General features: G+C 36.5%; 26 protein-coding genes. 21 read left to right on the forward strand and 5 right to left on the reverse strand.

Annotated elements, in window-relative coordinates; all coding sequences use genetic code 11:
• Window positions 1-25: 25 nt before the first annotated feature.
• From DOK81_RS06570 to DOK81_RS06615, 10 genes are all read left to right on the forward strand, one after another.
• Entirely contained in the window at window positions 26-1,384 is a 1,359-nt protein-coding gene (locus DOK81_RS06570; protein ID WP_206909481.1) for an ATP-binding cassette domain-containing protein, read from the forward strand.
• A 2-nt stretch (window positions 1,385-1,386) separates the two neighbouring features.
• Window positions 1,387-2,196 (forward strand): ABC transporter permease, encoded by an 810-nt coding sequence (locus DOK81_RS06575; RefSeq protein WP_206909483.1) that lies wholly within the window; start codon window positions 1,387-1,389, stop codon window positions 2,194-2,196.
• 12 nt (window positions 2,197-2,208) lie between these two features.
• The gene (locus tag DOK81_RS06580; RefSeq protein ID WP_206909484.1) at window positions 2,209-2,862 is read left to right on the forward strand and encodes a hypothetical protein; all 654 of its coding nucleotides are present in this window, start codon (window positions 2,209-2,211) and stop codon (window positions 2,860-2,862) included.
• A gap of 28 nt (window positions 2,863-2,890) precedes the next feature.
• Window positions 2,891-3,505, forward strand: coding sequence for a hypothetical protein (locus DOK81_RS06585; protein ID WP_206909485.1), 615 nt, complete (start codon window positions 2,891-2,893; stop codon window positions 3,503-3,505).
• Window positions 3,506-3,568: 63 nt separating this feature from the next.
• Window positions 3,569-4,579, forward strand: coding sequence for an NAD(P)H-dependent glycerol-3-phosphate dehydrogenase (locus tag DOK81_RS06590; RefSeq protein WP_206909486.1), 1,011 nt, complete (start codon window positions 3,569-3,571; stop codon window positions 4,577-4,579).
• A 157-nt stretch (window positions 4,580-4,736) separates the two neighbouring features.
• Window positions 4,737-5,612 (forward strand): UTP--glucose-1-phosphate uridylyltransferase GalU, encoded by an 876-nt coding sequence (gene galU, locus DOK81_RS06595; RefSeq protein ID WP_206909487.1) that lies wholly within the window; start codon window positions 4,737-4,739, stop codon window positions 5,610-5,612.
• A gap of 246 nt (window positions 5,613-5,858) precedes the next feature.
• The gene (locus tag DOK81_RS06600) at window positions 5,859-6,440 is read left to right on the forward strand and encodes a hypothetical protein (protein WP_206909488.1); all 582 of its coding nucleotides are present in this window, start codon (window positions 5,859-5,861) and stop codon (window positions 6,438-6,440) included.
• A gap of 160 nt (window positions 6,441-6,600) precedes the next feature.
• Window positions 6,601-6,945: a hypothetical protein gene (locus tag DOK81_RS06605; RefSeq protein WP_206909489.1), complete on the forward strand. Its 345-nt coding sequence runs from the start codon at window positions 6,601-6,603 to the stop codon at window positions 6,943-6,945.
• 639 nt (window positions 6,946-7,584) lie between these two features.
• Window positions 7,585-8,202 carry an SIS domain-containing protein gene (locus DOK81_RS06610; RefSeq protein WP_206909490.1) on the forward strand — a complete coding sequence of 206 codons (618 nt, stop codon included), beginning with the start codon at window positions 7,585-7,587 and terminating at the stop codon, window positions 8,200-8,202.
• Window positions 8,203-8,653: 451 nt separating this feature from the next.
• Entirely contained in the window at window positions 8,654-9,613 is a 960-nt protein-coding gene (locus DOK81_RS06615) for an LCP family protein (RefSeq protein WP_242589935.1), read from the forward strand.
• Between the two features lie 155 nt (window positions 9,614-9,768).
• Here DOK81_RS06615 and DOK81_RS06620 read toward each other — a convergent pair whose 3' ends face one another.
• Both DOK81_RS06620 and DOK81_RS06625 read right to left on the reverse strand, forming a co-directional pair.
• Window positions 9,769-9,939: a hypothetical protein gene (locus DOK81_RS06620; protein WP_206909492.1), complete on the reverse strand. Its 171-nt coding sequence runs from the start codon at window positions 9,937-9,939 to the stop codon at window positions 9,769-9,771.
• 106 nt (window positions 9,940-10,045) lie between these two features.
• Window positions 10,046-10,786, reverse strand: a complete 741-nt coding sequence (locus DOK81_RS06625; RefSeq protein WP_206909493.1) for a hypothetical protein — start codon at window positions 10,784-10,786, stop codon at window positions 10,046-10,048.
• Window positions 10,787-10,950: 164 nt separating this feature from the next.
• Between DOK81_RS06625 and DOK81_RS06630 the strand changes: the two genes are divergently transcribed.
• From DOK81_RS06630 to DOK81_RS06655, 6 genes are all read left to right on the forward strand, one after another.
• Window positions 10,951-11,475, forward strand: coding sequence for a hypothetical protein (locus DOK81_RS06630; RefSeq protein WP_206909495.1), 525 nt, complete (start codon window positions 10,951-10,953; stop codon window positions 11,473-11,475).
• 113 nt (window positions 11,476-11,588) lie between these two features.
• Window positions 11,589-11,801 carry a hypothetical protein gene (locus DOK81_RS06635; RefSeq protein WP_206909497.1) on the forward strand — a complete coding sequence of 71 codons (213 nt, stop codon included), beginning with the start codon at window positions 11,589-11,591 and terminating at the stop codon, window positions 11,799-11,801.
• Between the two features lie 13 nt (window positions 11,802-11,814).
• Complete coding sequence (locus DOK81_RS06640) at window positions 11,815-12,027, forward strand: DUF2922 domain-containing protein (protein ID WP_206909499.1); 213 nt, start codon at window positions 11,815-11,817, stop codon at window positions 12,025-12,027.
• Window positions 12,028-12,506: 479 nt separating this feature from the next.
• Entirely contained in the window at window positions 12,507-14,246 is a 1,740-nt protein-coding gene (gene yfcC / locus DOK81_RS06645) for a putative basic amino acid antiporter YfcC (RefSeq protein ID WP_206909501.1), read from the forward strand.
• 76 nt (window positions 14,247-14,322) lie between these two features.
• Window positions 14,323-15,507: a beta-aspartyl-peptidase gene (iadA, locus tag DOK81_RS06650; RefSeq protein WP_206909504.1), complete on the forward strand. Its 1,185-nt coding sequence runs from the start codon at window positions 14,323-14,325 to the stop codon at window positions 15,505-15,507.
• A 104-nt stretch (window positions 15,508-15,611) separates the two neighbouring features.
• Window positions 15,612-15,830, forward strand: a complete 219-nt coding sequence (locus DOK81_RS06655) for a CsbD family protein (RefSeq protein WP_206898275.1) — start codon at window positions 15,612-15,614, stop codon at window positions 15,828-15,830.
• A 77-nt stretch (window positions 15,831-15,907) separates the two neighbouring features.
• Here the strand turns inward: DOK81_RS06655 and DOK81_RS06660 are convergent, their stop codons facing one another.
• The 3 genes from DOK81_RS06660 to DOK81_RS06670 form a co-directional block, all read right to left on the reverse strand.
• Window positions 15,908-16,894, reverse strand: a complete 987-nt coding sequence (locus tag DOK81_RS06660) for a DUF1002 domain-containing protein (protein WP_206909505.1) — start codon at window positions 16,892-16,894, stop codon at window positions 15,908-15,910.
• A gap of 319 nt (window positions 16,895-17,213) precedes the next feature.
• On the reverse strand, window positions 17,214-17,894 hold the full coding sequence (locus DOK81_RS06665) for an ABC transporter ATP-binding protein (protein ID WP_206909506.1): 681 nt from the start codon (window positions 17,892-17,894) through the stop codon (window positions 17,214-17,216).
• Between the two features lie 13 nt (window positions 17,895-17,907).
• Window positions 17,908-19,422, reverse strand: a complete 1,515-nt coding sequence (locus tag DOK81_RS06670; RefSeq protein WP_206909507.1) for an ABC transporter permease — start codon at window positions 19,420-19,422, stop codon at window positions 17,908-17,910.
• Between the two features lie 668 nt (window positions 19,423-20,090).
• On the opposite strand from DOK81_RS06670, the gene DOK81_RS06675 reads away from it, so the two are divergent.
• The 5 genes from DOK81_RS06675 (at window position 20,091) to DOK81_RS06695 (ending at window position 25,802) form a co-directional block, all read left to right on the forward strand.
• Window positions 20,091-21,770 carry a ribonuclease J gene (locus DOK81_RS06675; RefSeq protein ID WP_206898279.1) on the forward strand — a complete coding sequence of 560 codons (1,680 nt, stop codon included), beginning with the start codon at window positions 20,091-20,093 and terminating at the stop codon, window positions 21,768-21,770.
• Window positions 21,771-21,901: 131 nt separating this feature from the next.
• Entirely contained in the window at window positions 21,902-22,384 is a 483-nt protein-coding gene (locus tag DOK81_RS06680; protein WP_206909508.1) for a YbaK/EbsC family protein, read from the forward strand.
• Window positions 22,385-22,796: 412 nt separating this feature from the next.
• Window positions 22,797-23,477 (forward strand): metal-dependent hydrolase, encoded by a 681-nt coding sequence (locus DOK81_RS06685; RefSeq protein WP_206909509.1) that lies wholly within the window; start codon window positions 22,797-22,799, stop codon window positions 23,475-23,477.
• Between the two features lie 7 nt (window positions 23,478-23,484).
• Window positions 23,485-24,816 (forward strand): DRTGG domain-containing protein, encoded by a 1,332-nt coding sequence (locus tag DOK81_RS06690; RefSeq protein ID WP_206909511.1) that lies wholly within the window; start codon window positions 23,485-23,487, stop codon window positions 24,814-24,816.
• A gap of 14 nt (window positions 24,817-24,830) precedes the next feature.
• Entirely contained in the window at window positions 24,831-25,802 is a 972-nt protein-coding gene (locus DOK81_RS06695) for a bifunctional oligoribonuclease/PAP phosphatase NrnA (protein ID WP_206909513.1), read from the forward strand.
• Window positions 25,803-25,871: the final 69 nt, after the last annotated feature.

Consider the following 25,871-nt stretch of genomic DNA (forward strand, 5'->3'; position numbering starts at 1 on the left):
TTTAGTTAAATGAAAGGACCAAAAAATGAGTGATTTAGATAAAAAAATAAAAGTTCATGCAAGTTATATAACTAAGGAATATGATCTAATCCAAAAAAAATCTGACAAATTAAAAAGCTTGTTTGGAACTAGCAAAGAAGAAATTCCGCAGTTTTGGGCGCTTAAAGGTGTATCTTTTGATGTTTTTGCAGGAGAAGCTGTCGGCTTAATTGGTATAAATGGTTCCGGCAAATCAACTCTCTCTAACATTATCGGCGGAATAATTCCTCCAACTTCTGGAGAGCTAATAATTTCGGGTGAAACATCAATTGTGACAATAGGAGCTGGACTAAAAAATCCCTTGAGTGGAATAGAAAATATTCGCTTAAAGTGTACAATGTCTGGGATGAACAACAAGGAAATCAATGAAAATATTGAAGAGATTATAAATTTTGCTGACTTGGGAGATTTTATTTATCAACCTGTTAAAAGTTATTCAAGTGGTATGAAGTCCCGTTTGGGGTTTTCTATAGCTGTACATCAAAATCCTGATATTTTAATTATTGATGAGGCTCTTTCTGTAGGAGATGATACTTTCTATCAAAAATGTGTTGATAAAATTTTAGATTTTAAAAAAGAAGGAAAGACTATTTTCTTTGTAAGTCATTCATTAGGTCAAGTAACAAAACTTTGTGACAAAACGATTTGGATGCATTATGGTGACCTAAAAGCATTCGGACCTACTAATGAAGTAATTGATGAATATAAAAAATTTACAAAGTGGTTTAAGTCGTTATCTAAGGAAGAAAAAAAAGAATATCAAACAAAATATAAATCTGAGCAAAGTAGTTTTAGTTTAGAAAATTTATATGATAAGGAAGTAACAAAAAAACAAGAATCAACTCTTTTACTGAGATCCGAGCGAAAGGACCTGCAAAGTAAATTACAACGCAACCAAGTTGGAGATAATATGAAAAACTCAACTAAGATAATTTTAGTGTGTTTAATTCTTTTAACATTATTATTTTCAGTAATTAGTTTTTCGGGAAAATCGTTGACATTTTTCTTAGAGAATCCCATTGTTTTTATTCAAAAGCATGTAACTAAGAGTAAAAAATCTCTAACAGAAAACAAAGTTAAGTCGAGTACTCAAAAACCTGTAAGTGAATCGACGACAGAAAAAGAAAAAAGCTCTACAGTTGAATCATCTGAAGTGTTTCAGTCCAGTAACGAAATGAAAAAATATACTGTTCTTCCAGGAGATACATGGAGCCAAATTGCTTACACTAATAATATATCTGTCGAAGAACTATTGGAAGCAAATGACCGGCTAGAGACAGATTCTTTACACTCAGGAGAAGTAATCAATATACCTGAAATATTTAATCAGAGTGGGGAGAATTAATTATGAAAGAAGTACAAATTATTATAAAAGAACAAATTAATAATTTACAAACTATTCTAAGAATGTCGCGATATGAAGAAAAAGCCACCTATCAGAATCATTACTTAGGACTTCTTTGGCAGTTTTTAAATCCTATTATCCAAATTGCAATTTACTATTTAGTTTTTGGTTTGGGTCTTAATGGTGGTAGATCGGTATCTGGAATTCCGTTTATTTTATGGATGCTTCCAGGAATTACTACTTGGTTTTTCATGCAATCAACAATTTTAAAATCCTCAAATAGTATCTATAAACAAGTAGGATTAGTTTCTAAAATGAAATTTCCGGTTAGTATATTGCCTTCAATTTCGATCACTAGCAATCTCATTTCGTATTTCTGGATGACAACTTTTGTAGTGATTCTCTTAATCATAGGCGGAATATTCCCTTCACTTTATTGGTTACAATATGTATATTATTTGTTTTCAATGATTGTCTTTTTATTTGCATTTGGGTTGTTTAATGCAACTATCAGTACATTAATTAGAGATTATCACGTTATGCTACAGTCAACAATTAGACTATTTTTGTACATCTCAGGAGCAATTTGGAATTTTGATACGAAAAATTTACCTGAAGGATTGGTAAAAATTTTAAAATTGAATCCTATTTATTATTTAATTGACGGTTTTAGAGATACATTCTTATCAAGAGAGTGGTTTTGGAATAAAGGGACATATGGTTTAATATTCTGGTGTATCACACTTATCTTTTTGATTATTGGATCGCACATCCATTTGAAATTTCGAGCAAAATTTGTTGACTATATTTAGGAGGAAATTTAGATGGGGACTTTACTAATTATTGATGATAATCAAAATAGTACTTTTTATTATTATTGTTCGACTGGTAAAAAATATATTTTAATGCGATTTCTTCCAGAAACAGTCACAGAAAATAAAGTATACTTGAGTGAACAGTTTACTTTACTTGATAAATCAGAGTTCATGCTATGGTTTGCGAAAGAGTTCAATTTACCAGTGAAAAATTATATTGTTGTTACCAAAGAAAACCTGTTAAAAATCATTATGGAAGAATTATCGCAAAATGGAGTAATTACTATCTCAAATCCTTCTGAATTTAGTCAAGAGGGAGTTGATTTTAAACGTGGTAAGCAGAAAGTAACATTTGAAGAGTTAGAAATATTTTTTACATGTTATCCGGATAGTTCTGAACGTTTTACTGTTTTTTCAAGACAAGAGCACGTGATACGCTTATATAAGCAAAAAATTCTGGAAAAAAAGAACCCCATTTCGTTAGTCAAAAAATTTAATCAGTTAAAAAAGTCCATAGATACGAATCTAACTCTTACTGGAGTTACGCGAGAAGTAGGAGAGTTATTTAAAGTTGGCGGGAAGGGATTAACGAAATTGAACCTTCCAAGAAATAATTTTTCTGAAACAAAAGCAGAAATATTACGACTTATGACTGAACAATAAAAAATCATATTAAAAAAGGGGCATAGTTATGACTAAAAGAACTAAAAAAGAAAAATCCAAAGGGTGGATCATTGCTGGTATTGTGTTAATATTGATAGTACTAGTTGGTGGTGGTGGTTTATGGTATTACCAAAATATTCATTCTAAACTATCACCAGTGGCTGATTTTTCAACTGTTAGTGGGAAATTTTATCTTTCAGAAGGAAATTATCGTGGAGAAGAATTAGCAACGTTTGATCATGTGAAGTGGGAAAAAACTGCTAAAAAATTAAGTTTCTCACCGATTGATCAGTCAAATATATTTATAGGAACATACACAGATAATAAATTATTTACTGGACGTATCATGGCTACAATTAAGCAAAAAGATAATTATCTAGGTTTGAAACAAGAAAGCTTCATTGTTTCTGATGAGTATTATAATTCAAAGGTGAAAAAAGAAGACCAAGCCTCTTTTGAAAAATTAGATAATAAAAATATTCCGGATTTGGTCAACAGCAAAGATACTTATTATATTTCAAAAACATTCCATATTAATTCGGAAATCAAGAGTTATAAATTCTACCTGAAAGGTAAGGAATTGATTCGTGAGAATGCTCCTGACAATGATTCTTACTATTACATGAAATATGAGCAACAGTAAGGTAAAATGTTAATATTTTGGATTAAGTAATTTTCAGATTCACAATTGAAAGGAAGAAATTTAATGAAAAAAATCGCAGTTTTAGGTCCAGGTTCTTGGGGGACTGCCTTAGCACAAACCTTAGCAGAAAATGGGCATGATGTTCGAATTTGGGGAAATGTTCCTGAACAAATTGATGAGATCAATGAATATCATACCAATAAACATTTTTTGCCAGATTTGCAAATTCCTGAATCAATTGTAGGATATAAAGAATTAGCGGAAGCTGTTGATGGTGTTGATGCTGTATTATTCGTTGTCCCAACAAAAGCTATTCGTTCAGTTGCGCAAGAATTGCTAGAAAAAATGAATACAAAACCAATCATCATTCATGCAAGTAAGGGATTAGAACAAGGCACACACAAACGCATTTCAGAAGTGATTGCAGAAGAACTTCCAGAAGAAAAACGCCAAGCAATCGTTGTTCTTTCTGGTCCAAGTCATGCAGAAGAAGTTGCCGTTCACGACATCACGACGATTACGGCTGCAAGTATTGATCAAAATGCAGCAGAATTTGTTCAAGATTTATTTATGAATGATTATTTCCGAATCTATACAAATAACGATGTAATTGGCGTGGAAACAGGTGCTGCATTAAAAAATATTATTGCAATCGGCGCTGGCGCTATTCATGGACTAGGATTTGGTGATGACGCAAAAGCGGCTATCATGACTCGAGGTTTAGCTGAAATCAGTCGTCTAGGGGTGGCTATGGGTGCTAACCCACTGACATTTATTGGATTAAGCGGTGTGGGCGATTTGATTGTTACGTGTACGAGTGTTCATTCTCGTAATTGGCGTGCAGGAAACTTATTGGGTCAAGGACATAAATTGGCTGAGGTTCTAGAAAATATGGGGATGGTTGTTGAAGGTGTTTCAACGACAAAAGCCGCTGTTGAACTAGCTAAGCAATTAAATGTGGAGATGCCAATCACTGAGACCATCTATAGTGTGTTATATGAAGATAAAGATATCAAGCAAGCTGCAAAAGATATCATGTTGCGTGATGGCAAGACGGAAAATGAATTTATGTAAATATTAAAAAGTAGAACAAAACGGTAATCGTTTTGTTCTACTTTTTTGTGGAGCATAAAACAGAAAGAAAGTAGGTTTCCTATTTTACCTCTGCTATAATAGTTCAATGAGTAATATTATTTTAAATGAATGATTGTGAGAAAGGAACGAACAGATCATGACAAAAGTTAGAAAAGCTGTGATTCCAGCAGCAGGATTGGGGACACGTTTTTTACCTGCAACAAAAGCAATGGCAAAGGAAATGTTACCAATTGTTGACAAGCCAACGATTCAATTTATTGTTGAAGAGGCTTTGGCTTCAGGAATCGAAGATATTTTAATTGTTACAGGAAAAGCAAAACGACCAATTGAAGACCATTTTGATTCAAATGTTGAATTGGAAACAAACTTACGTGAAAAAGAAAAAAATGAATTATTGAAATTAGTGGAAGAAACGACTAACGTCAATTTACACTTTATTCGTCAATCTCATCCAAAAGGGTTAGGGCATGCCGTGTTACAGGCAAAAGCTTTCGTAGGAGATGAACCTTTTATTGTGATGCTGGGTGATGATTTGATGGTGGATGACATTCCTTTGACAAAACAATTGATGAACGATTACGAGCAAACAACCTCTTCGACAATTGCTGTTATGAGTGTTCCGCATGAAGATACGTCGAAATATGGCATTATCAATCCTGGTGAATTAGTTTCAGATGACGTTTATAGTGTGAAAAATTTTGTAGAGAAACCAGATCCAACTGACGCACCAAGTGATCTGGCTATTATTGGCCGTTATTTGTTAAATCCAGAAATCTTTACTATTTTGGAAACACAAAAACCTGGTGCGGGAAATGAAATTCAGCTAACTGATGCGATTGATGAACTGAATAAAAGTCAACGTGTATTTGCACATGAATTTAAAGGAACACGCTATGATGTTGGCGATAAGTTTGGTTACATGAAGACGAGTATCGAGTATGGATTGCAACATCCAGAAATTGGTGAAACATTAAGAGAATATCTGATTGAACTAGGAAAAAAATTAAATTAATTGATCTTGTAATGATTTGAAGTAGAGACTAAGTCATTTTGGGCTCTACTTTTTTGTGTTTAGATGAATTGCTTAAGTGCTTTCTGATAATTTATCCTTATTTATTGGATGTCAACATGTCGTTGACATCCTCTTTCTATTTGACACTTGCGTGGTTTACTATAAAATAAATAGAGTGCATAATTTTGTTGCTAAAAACAAGTGGAGGGAAGTGTCAGCGGCTTAGAATTTCAATGGCCGATTGAGATGACTAAACAAGATAAAGATTTAAAAAAAGCTGCTAGAATACAGTTGCTTGAACTCTTGAATGAAAATCCTGACTGGTATCATTCTCAAAAGGAAACACCTCAAAGAGTGAAACAGTTAGCCACACTTTTAGTAGATAAGCAGAAAATACCAAAACATAGTACAAAAAAAGAGACGGTAATCAATCCTCGCTATTTTTTATTACTTCATTTTTTGGGTTTTAACAATAAAGAAGTACAAGAGATATTATTTCCAACGAAACAAAGTTATATTTTGTGGAAAGAGGAATATGGATATGATAAATTAAGGAGTTCAGCCATCGTGAAAAAGAAACAGCTATTGATTCAGACTTTGGCTGACCAATGGCGTATATATGATCTCATAGAAGACTCGGTACAGACTATCAGCGATTTTTGGCGAGAACAAAGGGCATTGGTTCAAGCTGGGCATAAAGCTGTGGATGGTTTGAATGAACAAGAAATCGATGAAATTTTAGGTTTTTATGAAGTGCTAGATACTATTACTGATTTCTCTCGCGTCCAAAAGCAGCTAATATTAGAAAAAAAGAATCGATTCGTTTAAGTCTTGAACCGATTGTATACCTAAAAGAAGCTTTAATTTTTACTTAAGTGTACAAAAATAGCATAAGATAAAAGAAGAAAAATCAACATTTTTTTTGAATTAGTAGTAAAATGATGAAGAGTTTTTGTCAAACGGAATTTAAATAGAAGGTGTGGATTTCATGGAAAAACTAATAGCAATTGCTCAATCATTGCTTGATGGATTGAAGTGGTTACTGGAAGGAAGCAATTGGTTAATCTTATTACCTTTCATTTGTGTCAGTTTTTATGTCATGTATCAGATGGTAAAGCGCAAAGAAAAAGGATTGATTTTAATTTGGTATTTAGCAACGATTGCGATTGGCAGTTTGATGTTACAAATTGCAGTTGATGCACAAACCGCATTAATTTTTGCAGCTGTATTGATAGGGTTGTATGTGGTGATTTATATTCGCTATTTGGGTCATCGAATGCACTTGATCAAAAAAGGAAAGCATGCGGCTCCGTATCGTTCAGTAAAAGAATAAAAAAGAGGCTGGATAGCTGTAGTCAACCAAAAATCAGGATTTTTGGTTGAAATACAAGATTCCAGCCTTTTTCTTAGAATTTTATTTGAGAATATATGTGTACAAAATTTATTTAATTAAATTTTGACTGCTTGTTATTTGAAAAAACGTTATGATAAGTTGTTTAGAATAGCTAAGAAGTGGGGAAAGTTAGAATATAATAACAAGATTATAATTATGAAAAGATGTCGTACTCTTGTTTTTTGATGATTCACCTCTTGCACTCAGCAAATAGTTTCCTTACAATGAGAACAGATAGAAACAGCTGAATAAAAAAAGGCTCCCTGTTTCTTAGTTGGCGCTAAGAAACAGGGAATGACTTGTCAGTACGCGCTGACCAATCATTTTGCCATAGTCAATGCAGTGCATCGACCTTTTTATTGTACCTAATCTAAGGTGAAATTTCTACCCCTATGTAGATTTTTATGAAGGTTGCACGCTTGTTTATTTGCTATGTCAAGGTATTGGGCTAGACGCTCAATACCTTTTTTTGTTGGGGAAAAATAACGACGAGTACAAAGTAAGTTGGCAACTGCCGTTTTGTTGTTTTCACTTTATTAGGCAGCTGTTTCTATTGATTTTGATTCGTGGGGGAGACTTATGAGTTTACGTTATTTTGATTATTATCAACAGCTGGAAGAAAAACTACGTGTAGAAGAACCATTAATGATTCAAGCAGGAACTTGGATTGCTCAGCGAATAGCTGCCGGAGGTCGGTTACAGATTTTCGCTAGCCGAACGTTAAGCGGTGTGGCTTTTGAATTTTGGGAACAGCTTCCAGATATCGTCCCAGGGAAATTGATCAAAAATCCAGCTGATGGTATTTACGAGAGATTAGAGGGAACCGGTCAAGCAATTATTGAACAGATAGAGACAAACCCTCAAGATATTTTTTTACTGTTATCAAATGAAGGACGTAACCCGGCTATTATTGAACTCGCGCAGTGGATCAAAGAGCATGAGTATCCAGTAATCATCGTGACGGGTTTTGATTTATCTAGAAGTATAAAATCGCAGCATAGTAGTGGATTACGATTATTTGAAATTGCAGATTTGGTTTTAGATAATCATGCAAAATTGCATGACGCGGTATTGACTATACCTGAATTGGATCCATCAATTTGTGGAACAGCCTCTGTTTCTACCATGTTTTTACTTCAGCAAATGCTCTATTTTATTGCTCAGTTTTTACTTAAAAAAGAGGTGTCTTCTGATTAAAGGCCACTATTCAGAGAGTTTTCCACAGTAATCAACTGTATAAAAGAAAAAAAGCTTGTGTTCCACAGCTACAGAAACAGTTTTATGAAAAGAAAACGATTTTCTTAGTCGATAATTATTGATGAATAATGGCTTGATAGTTATTTTTAATGATTTAATAGTTTTTCATAATAGTATTTATTTCTATTTTGTTAGTTATTTATATAGGTGTTTCACGAAGGGGTGTGGATAACAGTCGCCCCAATTATTGATGGAGAGAAATGATTAGGTGAAAGAAATATCAATAAAAAATTAACTCATTTTTACAGACTTTAAAGCAAACCTTTAATTGTTTGAAATCTCATTGAAAAGTTAGAATCATTTTGGTATCGTTATCTAAGAAAGATAAACGAGATCAACTTGTTATCTTAATAACTGTTGAGAAAAATTAAAGGATAAGTGGGAAAAAAAGATGAGAAGAGCTGAGAAAAAACGAATGAGCACGGGACGAAAAGTTTTTTTATGGATTTTAAGTATTTTGTTGATTATTATTGCGGGGATTGCTGTTTATGCAGGAAAAATTTATTTTGATGTGAAGTCCACAGCAGACAAGACTTATGCAACGGTCGATCGAATCACTGAATCAAAACGGGACAAAGCAATCAATTATGATGCTGGCGATCCATTTTCAATTTTACTACTAGGTGTGGATACAGGAGATTTTGGTCGCACAGATCAAGGTCGCTCAGATTCAATTATGGTTGCAACGGTTAATCCACAAAAGAAGAAAACGACTTTAGTAAGTATTCCTCGTGATACCTACACAGAGATTGTTGGGCATGGAACGAGTGATAAGATCAATCACGCCTATGCGTTTGGAGGCGTGGCAATGTCTATTGCAACAGTTGAAAACATGTTAGATATTCCCATTGACCACTACGCGGAAATCAATATGAAAGGAATGCAAGAGTTGGTTGACGCAGTTGGTGGTGTTGATGTAAATAATAAATTGACATTTAGCTACGATGGAACTGATTTCCCAATCGGCAAACAAACGTTAAATGGTTCAGAGGCCGTGAAATATGCACGGATGCGATACGATGATCCCAAAGGAGATTATGGACGTCAAGATCGTCAACGTCAGGTGATTTCTGGAATTATCAACAAAACAAAGTCAGTGGATACATTGACGAACTATACAAATTTGTTGGACGCTTTGGGCAACAATGCAGCAACGGATGTTTCATGGGATACAATCAAAGTTTTAGCAACTAATTACCGTGATGCCTTTTCAACGATTCGTTCAGAACAACTAGCAGGAGATTCATTTACTGGTGACGGTACAACTGGAGAAAATGGCATTTCTTATCAACGAGCAAGTAGTGACGAACTCGCTCGAATCCAAAAAGAACTAAAAGAACAATTAAAATAGTGCAAAGAAAAAATACCTAACAAAAAACTCAGAGCAACCGTGCAAATGGTTGCTCTGAGTTTTTTTAGCGATACACTGATACGCTGATAAAGAAAAAAATAAGGATCGGTTGAAAGAATGTCTTCTTTTACCGAATCCTAAAATTTTATTTACTGTTAGATTAGACCAAAAAATAAAGCAAAAGCAGCCAAGAAAAATGCTTTTGTAAAAGACATGATTTTCCGTGGATCTCGTACGATCGTTTTGGCATCAATAAATGCTTCAGAACTTAGAATATAAGAACTTACAATAATCAATAAAACAGTAATTAGTAATAGTAATAACATAACTCTCACTCCTTCAAGTTCTTAGCAATAGTATAGCATGTTGACATAGAAGTTACGAGTTACTGGCAATTTCTTAAATAAATTTATAACAAAATTCGTAAATGATTTAACATGGCCCCTGTTCAAAATCTTGTTGCCCTTCCTGAAAAATAATTTGTTGATACTGACGAAAAAAAGTGCCACGGTGATAATGCTGCTGATGTGCCAAAACTTGTTGAAAAGGACGAGCCAACCATTTTGCTTGTGGAAAGAATGGAAAAAAGATTGGACTATAAAGTGGTGAAAAATCTGTGTGGATCATTAAATGACAAGAAAACGCGAGGCGAATTCTTTTTGTTAAATTTCGTTTCTTGATTGGAGAAAGAAAACGAAGCTGATTTGTTAACTGGATCGTTGTTTGAAAGGAGTGTTCTTCAACCAACTGCACCTGTAATGGATTGAACCAAATGGTAGTTACCTTTTTTGCAGATTCCAGCGGTAGTAAACTCTGTGTTCGAATCGCTGCTGGTAATTTGTAGTGGTTGACAGGAAGAAGTGTACGCATTGTTTTGAGATACCAGCTTAATTTTAACTGGTGATGGCTGTCTAGTAGATAAGTAATGATCTCTTGCGCCGAGCTTGCGACCAACATACACTCATGCTGAAAAACGATCCAACAACGATTGAATTTTGTGGTTGTGTCTGGAAGCAGTGCATAAATTTCGATATCTAAAGGAATTTGGTATAAAAAATAAAGCTGTTCAGATTTAAAAAGGGATTCTTTTTTTATAGAAGAAACAAATGACGATTCACAATAAATAGTCGTTAAATCATTGATGGTAAAACGATTTTTGCTGGTTTCAATCATAAACTACCTCCAAGAATAATGTCATAATTCCTCGTGTAGCTAAAGTTTAGCATATGGGCATGGAACTTTTTTTGACCCAAAAAAACTCTTTTTCTTTTTTACAGTGGCTATATTTTTCCTTAAGCTACAAGTACCGGCCGGAAAAAAGAAAAAGGCAGAAAAGGATGGAACAAAAAGAATTAGAAGATTTATGTCAGAAATATGAAAAGCTGTATCACAAAGTGGTAAAGAAATGTGGAGTTTATCAAAACAATCAGGAATATGAGGAATATGTTCAATTAGCGCGGATTGCTTTCTTTGAAGTGGCAAGGGATTTTGCAACGTCAAAAAAATTTGAAGAAGCTTATCCTATAGGCTATTTATTTCAAAAAATTGTCTGGGAAATAAAAACATACCAACGAAAAATCTGGCGTCAACAAGACATTTTAGTAGCGGTAAATGAGGAACAAGGACGACAATCAATGAGTAGTCTTACTACTGGATCGTCTGATGTTTCGCATGAATACGCTGATCAGAGACTGATGCTTTGCTTTCTTTGGCACAAATTAACGGCGAAGGAACAATGTTTTTTAGCGTATCGTTTGGAAAAAGCTCGAAGTAGTGATTACCTAGCACCAGCAAGTAGACAAACAATAGCGAATTGGCGAAAGAAACTAAAAAAACGATGGCAGGATGAAAAAATCAATTAAAATTTTGACATTGTGTGTTCTGAACACGTTACTAGTAGTGTGAGTAAATGAATGACGAATGAACCGGTGCAGGCGTGGTTTCATTTACTTATAAATCAAGAAGGGAGAAACTTATGGAGAAAAAATTAGAAAGTACAAAATTAACGATTTATTTTGCCAATTTGGAAACAGAAAAAGAATATCGACAAACGATTGGATCGATTATTCCTAATCCAGAAGATGAAAAAGTATTGGCATTAGGTGACGTTTTTCAATTATTGGCACCAAAAGAAGTGCAAGTTGCGTCTGTTTTGAAAACGGAAGCAACGAGTTATCGAAAGAGTTAAAGGAGAAGAGAAAATGAAAAAACTACAGTTGATCTTTTCAGATAGTGAAGGGAAAAATCAAAGAGTCAATCCTGTAATTGCGTCCAATTCATTGACAGCAGAAGAAGTTCAGGAAATGATGCATCGCTTAAGTGAGTTGGATCTTTCAGTCAAAGAGGGTGTGACACTGTACGCGCATCCATTAGGTGCAAAGTATATTGAAACAATCGAAACGATCTTGTTTTAGCGAAAAATAAAAGGAAAAGAGAGAAGAAAGAATTGTTAACAATTCTTTCTTCTCTCTTTATACACGTTGATGAAAGAGTCTTCCCCAAAACTCTTTACACCATGATTATAATACATTTGTTATCAATTATGCAACGAAGTTTACCTTTTGTAATGAAAAAGTTTATAGCTCAAGGCTTTATAGATAATGATCGTTATTTTTATTGGTTATAAAAAAGAAATGTTAAGAATATTCGTTTATTTTTAATGAAACGGTATGAGAAATGTGTGGGAATTTTGACTTAAATTTACTTGGTGATAAAATATTTTCTAATGAATCATCAGATTAATGTAATAAAATCAACGATTTGTATCGTATGATTCACTTATTATTTTCTAATAAATTATTCATGTGAGTGAAGGGGTTTTCCTGTATAATCTTTTTGATTATCCATTTTTTATTCATCACAATATCATTGTGAACAGAAAGGAAGAAATTACTTGAAGAAAAATCCTTCTTCGGAAAAAAACAAGCGAGACCTCACCAAGCTAACGACGCCACACACGTACGTGATTATTTTTGGTGTAGTAATCTTTGCTTGGATCTTAACGTTTTTGGTACCAGCTGGTCGCTTTAGTACACAGGAAATCGAATATCAAGACGCAAACGGAGAAACAAGTACACGAACAGTACTTCGCCAAGACTCTTTCCGTTATGCCTATGCACTTGATAAAGGGTATGTTTTTGATCAATTAGAGAAATTACAAGATAATCCAGCGGAACGTGAGAAATTGGATGTTCCAGAAGCCGGGCTAGAAGACGTGCTTGCCGCTGGTGAAAAACAGTTAACACAAGAAAAACTAGATGAGATTGCTTTAACAGATGATGTACTTTATGACGAGTATGGAGATAATATCTATGACACGTCGAAAAAACTACACAAAACAGCAAAAGTTTGGGGAACAGACGATTTTGGTGGATTTGGCTTCCTGAACTTCGTGTTTGAAGGGTTAGTTTCTGGTGACAAATATGGTTCTGCAGTTGGGATTGCGGCACTGATTTTGGTTGTCGGTGGTGCTTTTGGGATTATTATGCGTACGGGCGCAATTGATGCAGGAATCTATGCGATTATTAGTAGAACAAAAGGACTTGAACGTTTAGCCTTGCCGCTATTATTTTTTGCTTTTTCTTTTGGAGGTGCGACGTTTGGAATGGCTGAAGAAGTTATTCCATTCTCAATGGTGATGGTACCTTTCGTTATTGCGCTAGGGTATGACTCGATTGTCGCAGTGACGGTCACTTATGTTGCTTCGCAGATTGGGAATGCGACATCTTGGATGAGTCCGTTTAGTGTTGCTGTCGCGCAGGGAATTGCTGGAATCCCAGTGTTGTCTGGGGCAACTTTCCGTTTGATCATGTGGGTGATTGTGACTGGTTTATCAGCGATTTACTTAATGATTTATGCAGAACGAATTCGTAAAAATCCAGCAAGTTCTGTGACCTACAAGTCAGATGCTTACTTCCGTGATCATCTTGAAAAAACAACAGACGAGAAAAAAGCTTTCACACTTGGACATAAATTGATTCTAGCCGAAATGTTGATTGTTTTAGTCTGGATCATTTGGGGAGTCACACAAAAAGGATATTATATTCCAGAAATTGCTTCGCAATTCTTTGTCATGGGATTAGCTGCAGGGATCATTGCAGTAATCTTTAATCTAAATGATATGAAGATCAATGATGTTGCTTCTTCTTTCCAATCAGGTGCAGCTGATTTAGCTGGAACAGCGATTGTTGTTGGTATGGCAAAAGGGATCTTACTTGTATTGGGTGGTTCAGATGCTTCCATTCCTTCCGCGCTGAATACGATATTACACAGTATTGGAACAGTCTTAACAGGTGTACCGGCTGTGATTGGTGCATGGGCAATGTACTTGTTCCAAAGTTTGTTCAATTTAGTGGTCACATCGAACTCCGGTCAAGCAGCATTAACGATGCCAATCATGGCACCACTTGCTGACTTGGTAGGTGTTTCAAGACAAGTTGCTGTCTTGGCTTATCAGCTTGGTTCTGGATTTATGGATGCTTTCACGCCAGTTTCGGCTAGTTTGATTGGTGTACTAGGTGTTGCTCGGATCGAATGGGCAAAATGGGCGAAATTCCAAATCAAGATGCAAGGATTCTTATTTATTTTGGGAACGATTTTTATTATGATTGCGATTGCAATTGGGTTACAATAGAAAATAAAGCGGAGGATGGACAGGTCAGTGAACTGATCTTCGTTCATCCTTTTTTGAAAAGAAATGAGGGAAATTCATGAAGATCATTCGACAAGCACAAGTTTATGCACCAGATTATTTAGGTGTGATGGATGTTTTACTTTCAGGAAACGAAATCATTGCCATGGAAGAACAATTGACTAGTGATTTTGCGGAAGTGACATTGGAAGAAATCGATGGACGAGGGAAAATCTTGACTCCAGGTTTTATTGATGGTCACTTTCATATTTTAGGTGGTGGAGGTGAGGGTGGCTTCCAAAACCGAACTCCGGAAGTGACGCTTAGTCAGTTGACCAGTGCGGGTGTGACGACAGTCGTTGGGTGTTTAGGAACAGATGGACAAGGGCGAGATATGACTGCACTCATTAGTAAAGCACGTGGACTAGAAGCAGAGGGAATCACGACTTACGTGTATGAAGGTTCCTATCGTTTACCAGTCAAAACAGTGACAGATTCATTGATCAAAGATTTCTTAGTGATTGATAAAGTAATTGGGATTGGAGAAATTGCGGTTTCTGATCATCGTTCTTCCCAACCAACATTTGAAGAATTTTCTCGAGCAGTTGCAGACGCTCGAGTTGGCGGTATGTTATCTGGCAAGGCAGGAATCACGAATGTTCATTTAGGTGGTGGGGCAAGAAAATTAGAATTGTTAACACGTGTTGTGGAAGAAACTGAAATTCCCATTACCCAATTTTGGCCAACCCATGCGAATCGAACAGCCGATTTATTTGAATCTTGTTTAGCCTTTGCTAAAGAAGGGGGAACCATTGATTTTACCGCAAGTGAAGATCCCGATTTTTGGGAAAAAACTGATGGTGAAATTCGTTTCAGCCAAGCGCTAAAACGAGTGATTGAAGAAGGCGTTTCTCTAGACAACTTTACAATGACTTCTGATGGGCAGGGGAGTTTACCTTATTTTGATGAAAATAATCATTTCTTAGGAATGGGTATCGGAAGTGCTAAAGCATTATTAGTTGGAATCAAAGAAGCTGTTGAAAGAGAAAATATTCCATTGGAAATCGCACTAAGAGCAATCACATCTAATCCAGCACGTGTATTGAAACTAGCTAAAAAGGGCCAAATAAAAGTCGGAAATGATGCTGATTTGTGTTTATTGGATGCAGATACACTGGCAATTGATACAGTGATTGCCAAAGGGGAAGTGATGGTTCAAGGAAAAGAAGTCAAGGTTTGGGGGACATTTGAACAATTGCGTTAATGAAAAAAATAAGCGTCTGAGGTGTTCTATTTGTCTGAATAATTGGTTGATGTTACTCTATAAGTAGATTAAAAATAATCATTATTTATCAAGGAGGAAGAATCATGGCAGATTTAAAAGGACGTTCAGAAGACTTGAAGGACAAAGTAGTCGGTGAAGGTAAAGAAGCTTATGGTAAAGCAACTGATGATAAATCAAAAGAGGTTGAAGGAAAAGCACAATCTTTAGGCGCAGACATCAAAGAAAAAGCGCGTGATCTTGGTGATGACATCAAAGAAGGTTTTGAAGATATCAAAGATAAATTTTCAAAAAAAGATAAATAATTTTTACTTGCCTGGACTAAAAAATAAAGGGTGGAACAAAACGAAATGACGTTTTGTTCCACCCTTTTTGCTGTTGATCATTCAAACATACTTGTAATTGAATCCCAAAGACCACTGAAAAAGTTTTTGATTTGCGCCCATAGTCCTTTAGATTTTTCTTCAATTTGTTTTTTAGTTTCTGTTAAGTCTAGTTCATTCACGAAGTCTTCAAAGATATTTTTATCTTTCATATCGCTCATGAGTGAAGTTAGTTCACTGACTTGATCCGTCGTCATGATATCAGCAAGTCCGTGATCTTTTAAAGCTGTTTCGACAGTTTGCTGGATTTCTTCTTTAGTTAATTTCTGACCGTCTTTCGTTTTGGTTGCTAGTTCAGCTTTTGCTTGCTCTTGTGCGGCATTCAAAGCCTCATCAGAGTAACCTTCTTTGTCTTTGTTTTCTTCTGTGATTGAAGAAAGGACGTTCATCTCATCTTGCGCGACTTCTACACGGTCTTTATTGATGATTCCGCCAGATTCTTCAACGATTTTGTAAACACCTGCTAGTGCACCAGAGCCATCAATTGGAACGGCAGAAGCAATCGTTAATTGGGCATCCGTGATCCCAGCAGTCAAAGCAGCGTTTTGATATTGCGCTGCGGTAATTTTCGTAATATTTTCGGGTGTAGCGATATCAACGTTGATTCCTTTTCCTTCTGCCAAAGTTTGCATACGGACGGAACTGTAGACTGCCCATTCTTGGTTGAAGCCACCATCAGGAATATAGTTCATTAGGTCTGTTCCATTTGTTGTATAAATCGGTGTTTCGCCTTTGATTCCTAATTTGTTTAACGTATAGTCTTGTTGTTCTTTAGTTAGTGCGTTACCGAGTGCAACAGCATTAACTTGAATTTTTTCTGCTTGGTTTGTAGACTGACTTGTTTCTTGGTTCGTTGTTGAAGTGGTCGCAACGGTTTCACTTGTTGCTGAATCTTGAGCAAATGCTAAGGGTGTACTTAATAGAACTTGGCTTGCGATTAAAGTCGTAGCAAGTAGTGTCCATGTTTTTGGTTGATTTTTTTTCATGTTGACCTCCAAAAGTTGTAGAAAATTATTTGAATAATTAATTCAATGATTTTACTTAGTTTACTACAAGGTACTTGAGAAAACTTGGGACTAGAGGCGGATTTAGGGAAATTTAAAAAAGGTTGTGACTCCAAGTCCTTAGCTTCAAGTAATAAGGAGTTTTTTTCTAAAAATAGCTTTTCATATTTTTCGACAGTTGTAAATTATTTTGCGAAGCAGCTTGGTGAGCACCGTGGCTATGGTTATAACGCAAAATAGTGTAGACCATTTATTCAGCAAAGAAGGCCGCGACAATACTTTTGTCACAGCCTTCTTTCTTTTAGTCATCGTTGGGTAAAGCGAGCATTTTACGAGTGAATTCTTTGTTTTTTAACTCATAAACTTCATCACATTTTTTGGCAACGTCTAGTTCATGAGTAACAAGGATGATACAACGATCTTGTTCATGTGCGATTTCTTGGAATAACTGAACAATTTCTTGAGACGTTGTTTCATCCAGATTTCCAGTTGGCTCATCCGCGACAATCAATTGGTGATCACAACAGATTGCACGAACGATAGCTACTCGTTGTTGTTGACCACCGGAAAGTAATGTTACTTTCTTTTGGGCCATTTGTTCATCAATGCCGACCCGTGCTAAGTGTTCAAGTGCGATTTGACGTCGATTTTTTTGTTTGGTTTGAGAAATTTCCATGGCTGCAACGACATTGTCAACTGCAGAAAGATAAGGAAGTAAGTTATATGCTTGGAAAATAATCGAAACGCTATTCTTACGATAATTTCTCAGACCGATTTTTGCTAAGGGACGATCTTCATAATACACGGTTCCTTCTCTAGGATTATCCAAACCAGAGATCAGTGAGAGAAAGGTCGTTTTACCAGAACCACTGGCACCTAAAATCGCGTATATTTTGCCTGTTTCAAAAGTTAATGAGACTTCTTGGTAAAGTGCATCTTCTGGATTTTGATACCAAAATCCTAAGTTTTCTGTTCGTAACATATGTGTACCTCCTTTAATTTAATAAAATTTTTCGTGGATTCAAACGCAAGATGCCAATGGAAGCTAAGCAAACAGAAAGCAAACTGATTCCTAAAGCAACCAAGGCAAGAAAACCGATTTGCGTTGGTGTTACATTGATTGAAAGCTCGCTGACTTCATTAGAAACGGTGAACGGATTATTGTTGCCACCCGGTGTGCCCATTTGACCACGTCCACCAGGATTTTCTCCGTTTGGTCGTTGGGTTCCTTCATCGTTTGTTTGTGTGTTTTGATCAGTGCTTGTTTGTTGCTCTATCAGCTGTTGTCCCACCACATTTGCCACTACGTTTCCGCTAACTGCTGCCACGCCTAGTGCTAAAATCATACATAAAGCTACTTCAGTAAATAATTGTAAAATAATTTTGATTCGAGATTCGCCTAATGAAAGTAAGACACCAAGTTCATGGCGACGTTCACGAATAGTGATCATGATGATCAATGTCAAGATAATAATGCCAGCAACGGCAACTAACAAGACGACATTTTTGGAAAAACTGGCTACATTGTTCAAAGGTTCGAGCATTGATTGATAAGCTGCATCATTTGATTGTAAGCTGAAAGTATCTGTGTCAATAAGTTTCTCAGCTTCTGCTACAAATTCATCCATGTTTTCTGGGTCTGCGAGTGTATAGACGGCAGAATCAACGGTATTGTCCTCGGCTGTTCCATTTAATTCATTGGCTAATGTGTAGGAAGTGTACAAAGTATTGGAAGGGTTCATCATACTGAATTGCATTTCCATACTATTACTACTTTCGCTAGATTTATAAATGCCTTTCACAGTCAGTTCATAAGTTGTTTCTTCGTCCTCAGAACTAGTAATCGTAAATGTATCTCCAACTGCTAAATCATTGGCAGTTGCTAATGTTTCTTCAATAAGAACATGGTTCGTATCTTTGTCGCTTTCATCAATTCCTTCACCATCAGTAATTGTTGCTGTTCCACTTGAAAAAGTACTATTTTGCGCGGAGGCTAACACACCAGTAACTTGAAAGTCTGCTTGTGTCATTTGACCACCACCAGGCATTCCGCCTCCCATTGGCTGATTTGCATCGGTTGTTTCAGTAGAACTATCTGTTGAATCAGAACTTGAAATAGCTGTGATTCCATCGCTTGCTAATGCAGAAGCGGAACTTTCAAAAGAGTAGCTCTTAACATCTGCTAAATCAGCAATCTTTTGTGCATCTTCTAATGAAACTGGTGTTAATGAAAAGCTTCCCGGGTCAATTCTTTCTTGGGTTGTGTCATCTGAATCTGTTCCGCTAGTTGCTGTTTCATCTGGTTTTTGGAAACTTGCCTCGCGATTAGCGCTTAACGTAACGGTTGCACCAACTTCTTTTTGTGCTTCGCTGGCAGCTTGCTCGGCTGCACTACGAATAGTTAGACCCGCGAGAACAAAGACTAAAATCGCTGTAAAAACAGCGAATAAGAGGAGCGAGCGGCCCCATTTCACTTTGGTACTTTTTAGTGCGCGTTTGATAAAGTTCATTGTTTTCAATCCCTCCTATAGTGTTGCATTGCCAAATTGTAAAAGGTCTAACTTAAATGAACCTTAATGATGAAGAGCACCAAAGGAAATCAACGAATAGGAATAAAAACAAGCTATAGTTATCGTTCGAAATGTGCTAGAATGTAACAAGTATGTTTCGAGCAAGTGGCAAAAAATCAGTAAAAGCAAGAAGTGTAAGAAAAATGTGGTTATAGGTCTAGTGAAGTCTTTCCTGTCTTTGGTTATGTGCAATGAAAAGAAAAGGTCTGGTACTTTTTTAAGAAGGCCGTAGGAAACGATTGTAGATGCTAGCGATTTGCTGATTTTGTTGTATAATGATAGCGACAGCTAAATTATTTGGCTTGGATGCAATCAGTTATTGCGTAAAGAAGATTCATTGTAGAGCGAGAAACACTTATCCAAAAACGACAAGATGAACAATGGCAAAAGAATAGATAGGAAAGCACCAGTTCTATGTAAGGATTGCCTTTAGAGTCTCGTTGACTTTTGTATAAGCAACCAAAAAACAATTTTTTAGTTATTTACTACAATGGAGTAGTTGGCAATAAAGTAATTCGTTAATCAATTAGTAGTTAAATAGATTAGTAATCAATATAAGTAGAGAATGGACATCATTTGAAAGTGATGCCATAGAAGAGGTGAAATTTGTGAGTACCATTAAAATCATTCCATTAGGCGGTGTCCGCGAAAATGGAAAAAATATGTATGTCGCAGAAGTTGGAGAAGATATTTTTGTATTAGACTGTGGATTGAAATATCCAGAAAATGAACTTTTGGGAATCGATGTTGTCATTCCTGACTTCACATATTTAGAAGAAAATATAGATCGAGTGGCTGGCGTGTTTTTAACACACGGACATGCAGATGCAATTGGCGCTTTGCCTTATTTCTTATCTAAATTAGCTGTTCCAGTTTTTGGAACGGAGTTAACGATCGAATTAGCTAAAATAAGTGTTAGTCGCAATGAAGATTCAAAAGGATTCAAAGATTTCCATGTTGTGGATGAACATACTGAGATTGATTTTGGTGAAACAATCGTCAGTTTCTTCCGCACAACACATTCGATTCCAGATTCTGTGGGAATCAATTTAAAAACACCAGAAGGAAATATTGTTTATACAGGCGATTTTAAATTTGATCAAACAGCGATTCCAATGTATCAAACAGATTATGCACGTTTGACAGAAATTGGTAAAGAAGGCGTACTAGCACTTCTAAGTGAGTCTGCGAACGCTGAGAATCCAGCACCCGTTGCTTCTGAATTGCAAATTGCTGATGAAGTTTTTGATACAATCGAATATTGGGAAGGTCGTATCATTGTTGCTTGCGTGGCAAGTAATTTACAACGAGTACAGCAAGTGCTAGATGCTGCAGCAAAAGCTAACCGTAAAGTGGTCTTAACAGGACAAGATTTTGAACGAATTATTCGGACGGCAATGCGTTTAGAAAAGGTTCAATTACCAAGTGAAGACTTATTGGTTACCTTAAAAGAAATGAAAAATTATGAACCAGAAGAATTAATTATTCTTGAGACAGGTCGAATGGGTGAACCAATTAAGTCATTACAAAAAATGGCGAATGGCACACACCGCAATCTGAAAATCGAAGACGGTGACTTAGTCTATATCACAACTACGCCAAGCACAGCAATGGAGACAATGGTTGCTAAAACGGAAGATATGATTTATCGTGCGGGCGGAACAGTGAAATTGATTTCAGAAAACATGCGTGTTTCGGGTCATGCAAATCCGAACGACTTGCAACTAATGTTAAACTTCATGCGTCCAACTTACTTTATTCCTGTTCAAGGAGAATATCGTGAATTAGCAGCACATGCGGATTTGGCACATGCCGTTGGAATGCCATACAAAAATATCTACATCACCGGTCGTGGAGATATTTTAGAATATAAGAATAAACGAATGAGCGTTGCTGGTACAACTAGTGCCGAAAACGTGATGATCGATGGACTTGGTGTTGGTGACATTGGGAATATCGTGTTACGCGACCGCAAAATTTTATCGGAAGATGGGATTTTTGTGGCAGTCGTTACAATCAGTCGTCGAGAAAAGAAAATCGTTTCAAAACCACAAATCACTTCACGTGGATTTGTTTATGTCAAAGCCAGTCGTGATTTGATGAAAGAATGCACAGGAATGATTGAAGAGATCGTCAATAAACATTTAGAAAGTGATGACTTTGAGTGGAGTAAATTAAAACAAGATATCCGCGATCAATTGGGTCGTTACTTATTTGAACAAACAAAACGTCGTCCAGTGATTTTACCAGTCATTATGGAAGCAACACAACGACGTGGCAAAAAGTAATTACTAGAGATTTTTGTTCTAAAAAATCAAAAAAGGTAGAAGATTTCCCCTGTTTGGTGGTCTTCTACTTTTTTATTATGTAGGAGAATGAATCTGTACGCATAGAGAATCAAGGAAGGGATTGATGATGGATGACTAAAACTAAAGTAGAACAATATTTAGAAGAAAAAGCAATTTCTTTTGAAATTATTGACCTAGTAGGTGTCGAGGAAGTAGACTTTTTATCTGCACTAGCAGCAAAAGGCTTATCTGCTGATCTTGTTTGTAAAAATCTAGTATTAAAAGGAGATAAAACAGGTTTTATTATTGCCTTAATACCACTGACTGCACGTCTTGATTATAAAAAAACGCGAGAAGTAACAAAAAATCATAAAGTTGGACTACCTGATATGGATGTTGTTTTTGCGCACACAGGGTATGTACACGGTGCAAATACCCCAGTGGGAATCAAACGCCAGCACCCTGAAGATCTTTTTGTATTTGATCATTCTCTAAAAAAACAATCAAAACTTTTGATTTCTAGTGGAGAATTAGGACGCGGTATCTTATTATCACGAACAGACTTAGAGGCAATTGTCCAACCAATCTACGCCGATCTGATCAAAGACTCGTAAACTTCAAGAATGCACAAAAATAGTTAATCATCGTTTTATGAAAAAAATTTTATTATCGAAGGCGCTGCTTGGAAAATATTGGCTATTCGGAAACAGGAGGAATGACAAGCTATTTGTCATTCCTCCTTCTTTTTCACTATGAGTGTTTATCGGAATGAAACGCTATTTATGTGAGAAAAAGCAGGAGGGATTCTTAAGATTTGATTCGATAAATTCTATTTTTATCTGAAAAAATAAGAAGAGGTCTGCTTGGTGAATTCTGTGTTATCTGTTACAATAAAAAGGAACATACTGTACTAAAATTTCAAAAAAAAACAAGTGGAGGAAGCGGTTTGTTTCATTGAAACAATGAGATTGAAATCGTTTTATTTATTTTAGGTACACAAACCAAAAATCTGTGAGGAGTGAAGAAATGAAAATTACTTATCATGGTCATTCTTGTCTTTCAATTGAGATGAAAAACAAGCAACGCTTGTTGATTGATCCTTTTATTACTGGAAATAAATTAACGGATTTAACAGTCGATGAAGTCCAAACAGATTGGATTTTAGTAACTCACGGTCATAGCGACCATATTGGAGATATGATTCCAATTGCACAAAAGAACCAAGCAACAATTATTAGTATCGTTGAAATTGCCGACTATGCCCAAACAAGAGGTGTGAACGCATTTGGGATGAATCTTGGTGGTAAACATGCGTTTCCATTTGGTGAAGTAAAACTTGTTCCCGCGCTGCATAGTTCAAGTTATGAGGTCAATGGAATCGTTCAATATATGGGAGAAGCCAGTGGGATCATTCTTCAAGCAGAAGGAAAAACGATTTACCATGCGGGAGATACAGCGGATTTTAGTGACTTAGCTTTGCTGGCAGAACAATTTGCGATTGATGTTGCTTTCTTACCGATTGGCGATAACTACACGATGGGACCAGAAGATGCAGCGCGCGCAGCCAAACGAATTGGTGCAAAGCAAGTTGTACCGATTCATTACAATACTTTTCCGGTAATCGAGCAAGAACCACAAGCGTTTCTTGACTTATTACCAGCAAATGTCGGAAAAATAATGAGCGTATCAGATACGCTGGAAGTGTAGGGGAAAAATGGCGACAAAACATGATTTGATTTTAGAATATATCGAAAGTTTACCAGTAGGCAATCGAATTTCTGTTCGGAGCATTGCAAAAGAACTGAATGTCAGTGAGGGGACAGCTTACCGAGCAATCAAAGATGCCGAAAACATTGGTTTAGTATCAACTATCCAACGTGTCGGAACGATTCGGATCGAGCGGAAATTAAAGAAACATATTGAACGTTTGACCTTTGGTGAAGTTGTCCGAATCATTGAAGGGGATGTATTAGGAGGCGCAGCAGGTCTAGACAAAGATCTCAATAAGTTTGTGATTGGTGCAATGACGAAGCATGCGATGGAACGCTATATCACTCCCGGTTCGCTAATGATCGTGGGGAATCGAACGGATGTCCAAAAGCTCGCATTAGAAGATGGTGCAGCTGTCTTGATTACTGGGGGATTTGAAACAACGCCAGAAATCTCTCAATTGGCAGATGAATTAGCAATGCCCATTTTACGAACAACTTATGATACATTTACGGTTGCGACCATGATCAATCGTGCATTGAGCGATCAATTGATCAAAAAAGATATTATGTTAGTTAGTGATATTTATATGCCGGCAGAAAAAACGTACCATCTTTTGCCGACGGAAACCGTCGCTGATTTTCAACGATTGTCAGAAGAAACGCAACATTCACGTTTCCCAGTTGTCAATCGCCACCAACGGTTGATGGGCATCGTGACAGCCAAGGACATTTTGGGAAAATCTGAAAGTCAACTCATTGAACGGGTAATGACGAAAGAACCAATTAGTGTCAAGAAAACGATGAGTGTTGCTTCAGTAAGTCATCAAATGATTTGGGATGGACTTGAAGTGATGCCTGTGGTCTCGGATGATTTGACGTTGGAAGGCGTAATTACGCGTCAAGATGTGATGAAAGCTATGCAGCTTGTTCAGCGACAACCACAAATTGCCGATACGATTTCTGATCAAATTTCAGGTGATATCCAAACGATTGAAACAGATCGTGAAGGAAATCGTCTAGAAAATCCTAAATTCAAATTTACGGTAACACCACAAATGGTTAACGGCGTAGGAACGATTTCATTTGGGGTATTGAGTGAGATTATTTCAGATGTTGCTCAAAAAACGATGTTACTGAACCAACGACGGAATATCTTGATTGAACAAATGAACCTCCATTATTTACGTTTAATTCAATTAGAGAGTGAATTAGATATCCAACCACGTGTGCTAGAAATTGGGCGCCGTTCAGCAAAACTAGATATTGAAGTGTATATTGAAAATATTATTGTGGCAAAAGCAATTGTTGTTTGCCAAGTAATGGAACGTTCTTAGAAAGCAGGGAAGACATGAGAAACACAGCAGAACCAACGATTCAACAAGAAATTTTAACAGCGATTCAGGCAGCAGAACGAATCATCATTCATCGTCACCAACGTCCTGACCCAGATGCAATCGGTTCGCAGGTTGGCTTAGCAGAAATTTTACGGGAAAGCTTTCCAACAAAAGAAATTTATCAAGTAGGCGAAACTGTTGAGGGACTTCGTTTTTTAGCAGAGATGCAAACAATTGATGATGCATTGTATCAAGGCGCATTAGTTATCGTGACGGACACAGCGAATTCGCCACGAATCAGTGATGACCGTTATCCACTAGGTGATCAGTTGATCAAGATCGACCACCATCCCAATGATGAGCCTTACGGAGATCTCGTTTGGGTAGATACGACGGCAAGCAGTTGTAGTGAAATGATTGCTTCATTTGCTTTGATGTTTCCAGATGAACTAACGATCAATGCAACTGCAGCCCGTTTACTCTATGGAGGGATTGTAGGTGACACCGGAAGATTTTTATACCCAGCAACAACGCCACGAACATTAGAAATTGCAGCTGTCTTAATGAGCTATCCATTTGATGCAGGGCAATTAAATCGTGAATTAGAACAAATGCCAATGAAAGTTGCTAAACTTTCAGGGTATTTATACCAACATCTTGAGGTCGATCATAACGGTGCTGGTCGAGTGCTTTTGTCGAAGGAATTGTTGACTGACTATGGAATCGATGATTCTGAAACTGCAGCAATCGTTGCTTTGCCCGGTGTTGTCGATGAAGTATTGGCTTGGGGAATCTTTGTTCAACAACCGGAAGGACATTACCGTGTTCGTTTGCGTTCAAAAGGGCCAGTAATCAATGAGCTAGCAAAGCGTCATCACGGGGGCGGACATCCATTAGCAAGTGGTGCAAATGCAAAAGATCTACGTGAGGTAGAAGAAATCTATCAAGAAATCCAATCTTTGTGTCGAGAGTACCAACAAAAATAATCGAAAAAGACATTAAGGGAGTAAAGAAAAGCGACTTTTGGAAGAAGAACAGCACATCAGTCACTTTCT

It is taken from the genome of Enterococcus sp. DIV0660C (assembly GCF_017316125.1).
Lineage (GTDB): Bacteria > Bacillota > Bacilli > Lactobacillales > Enterococcaceae > Enterococcus_B.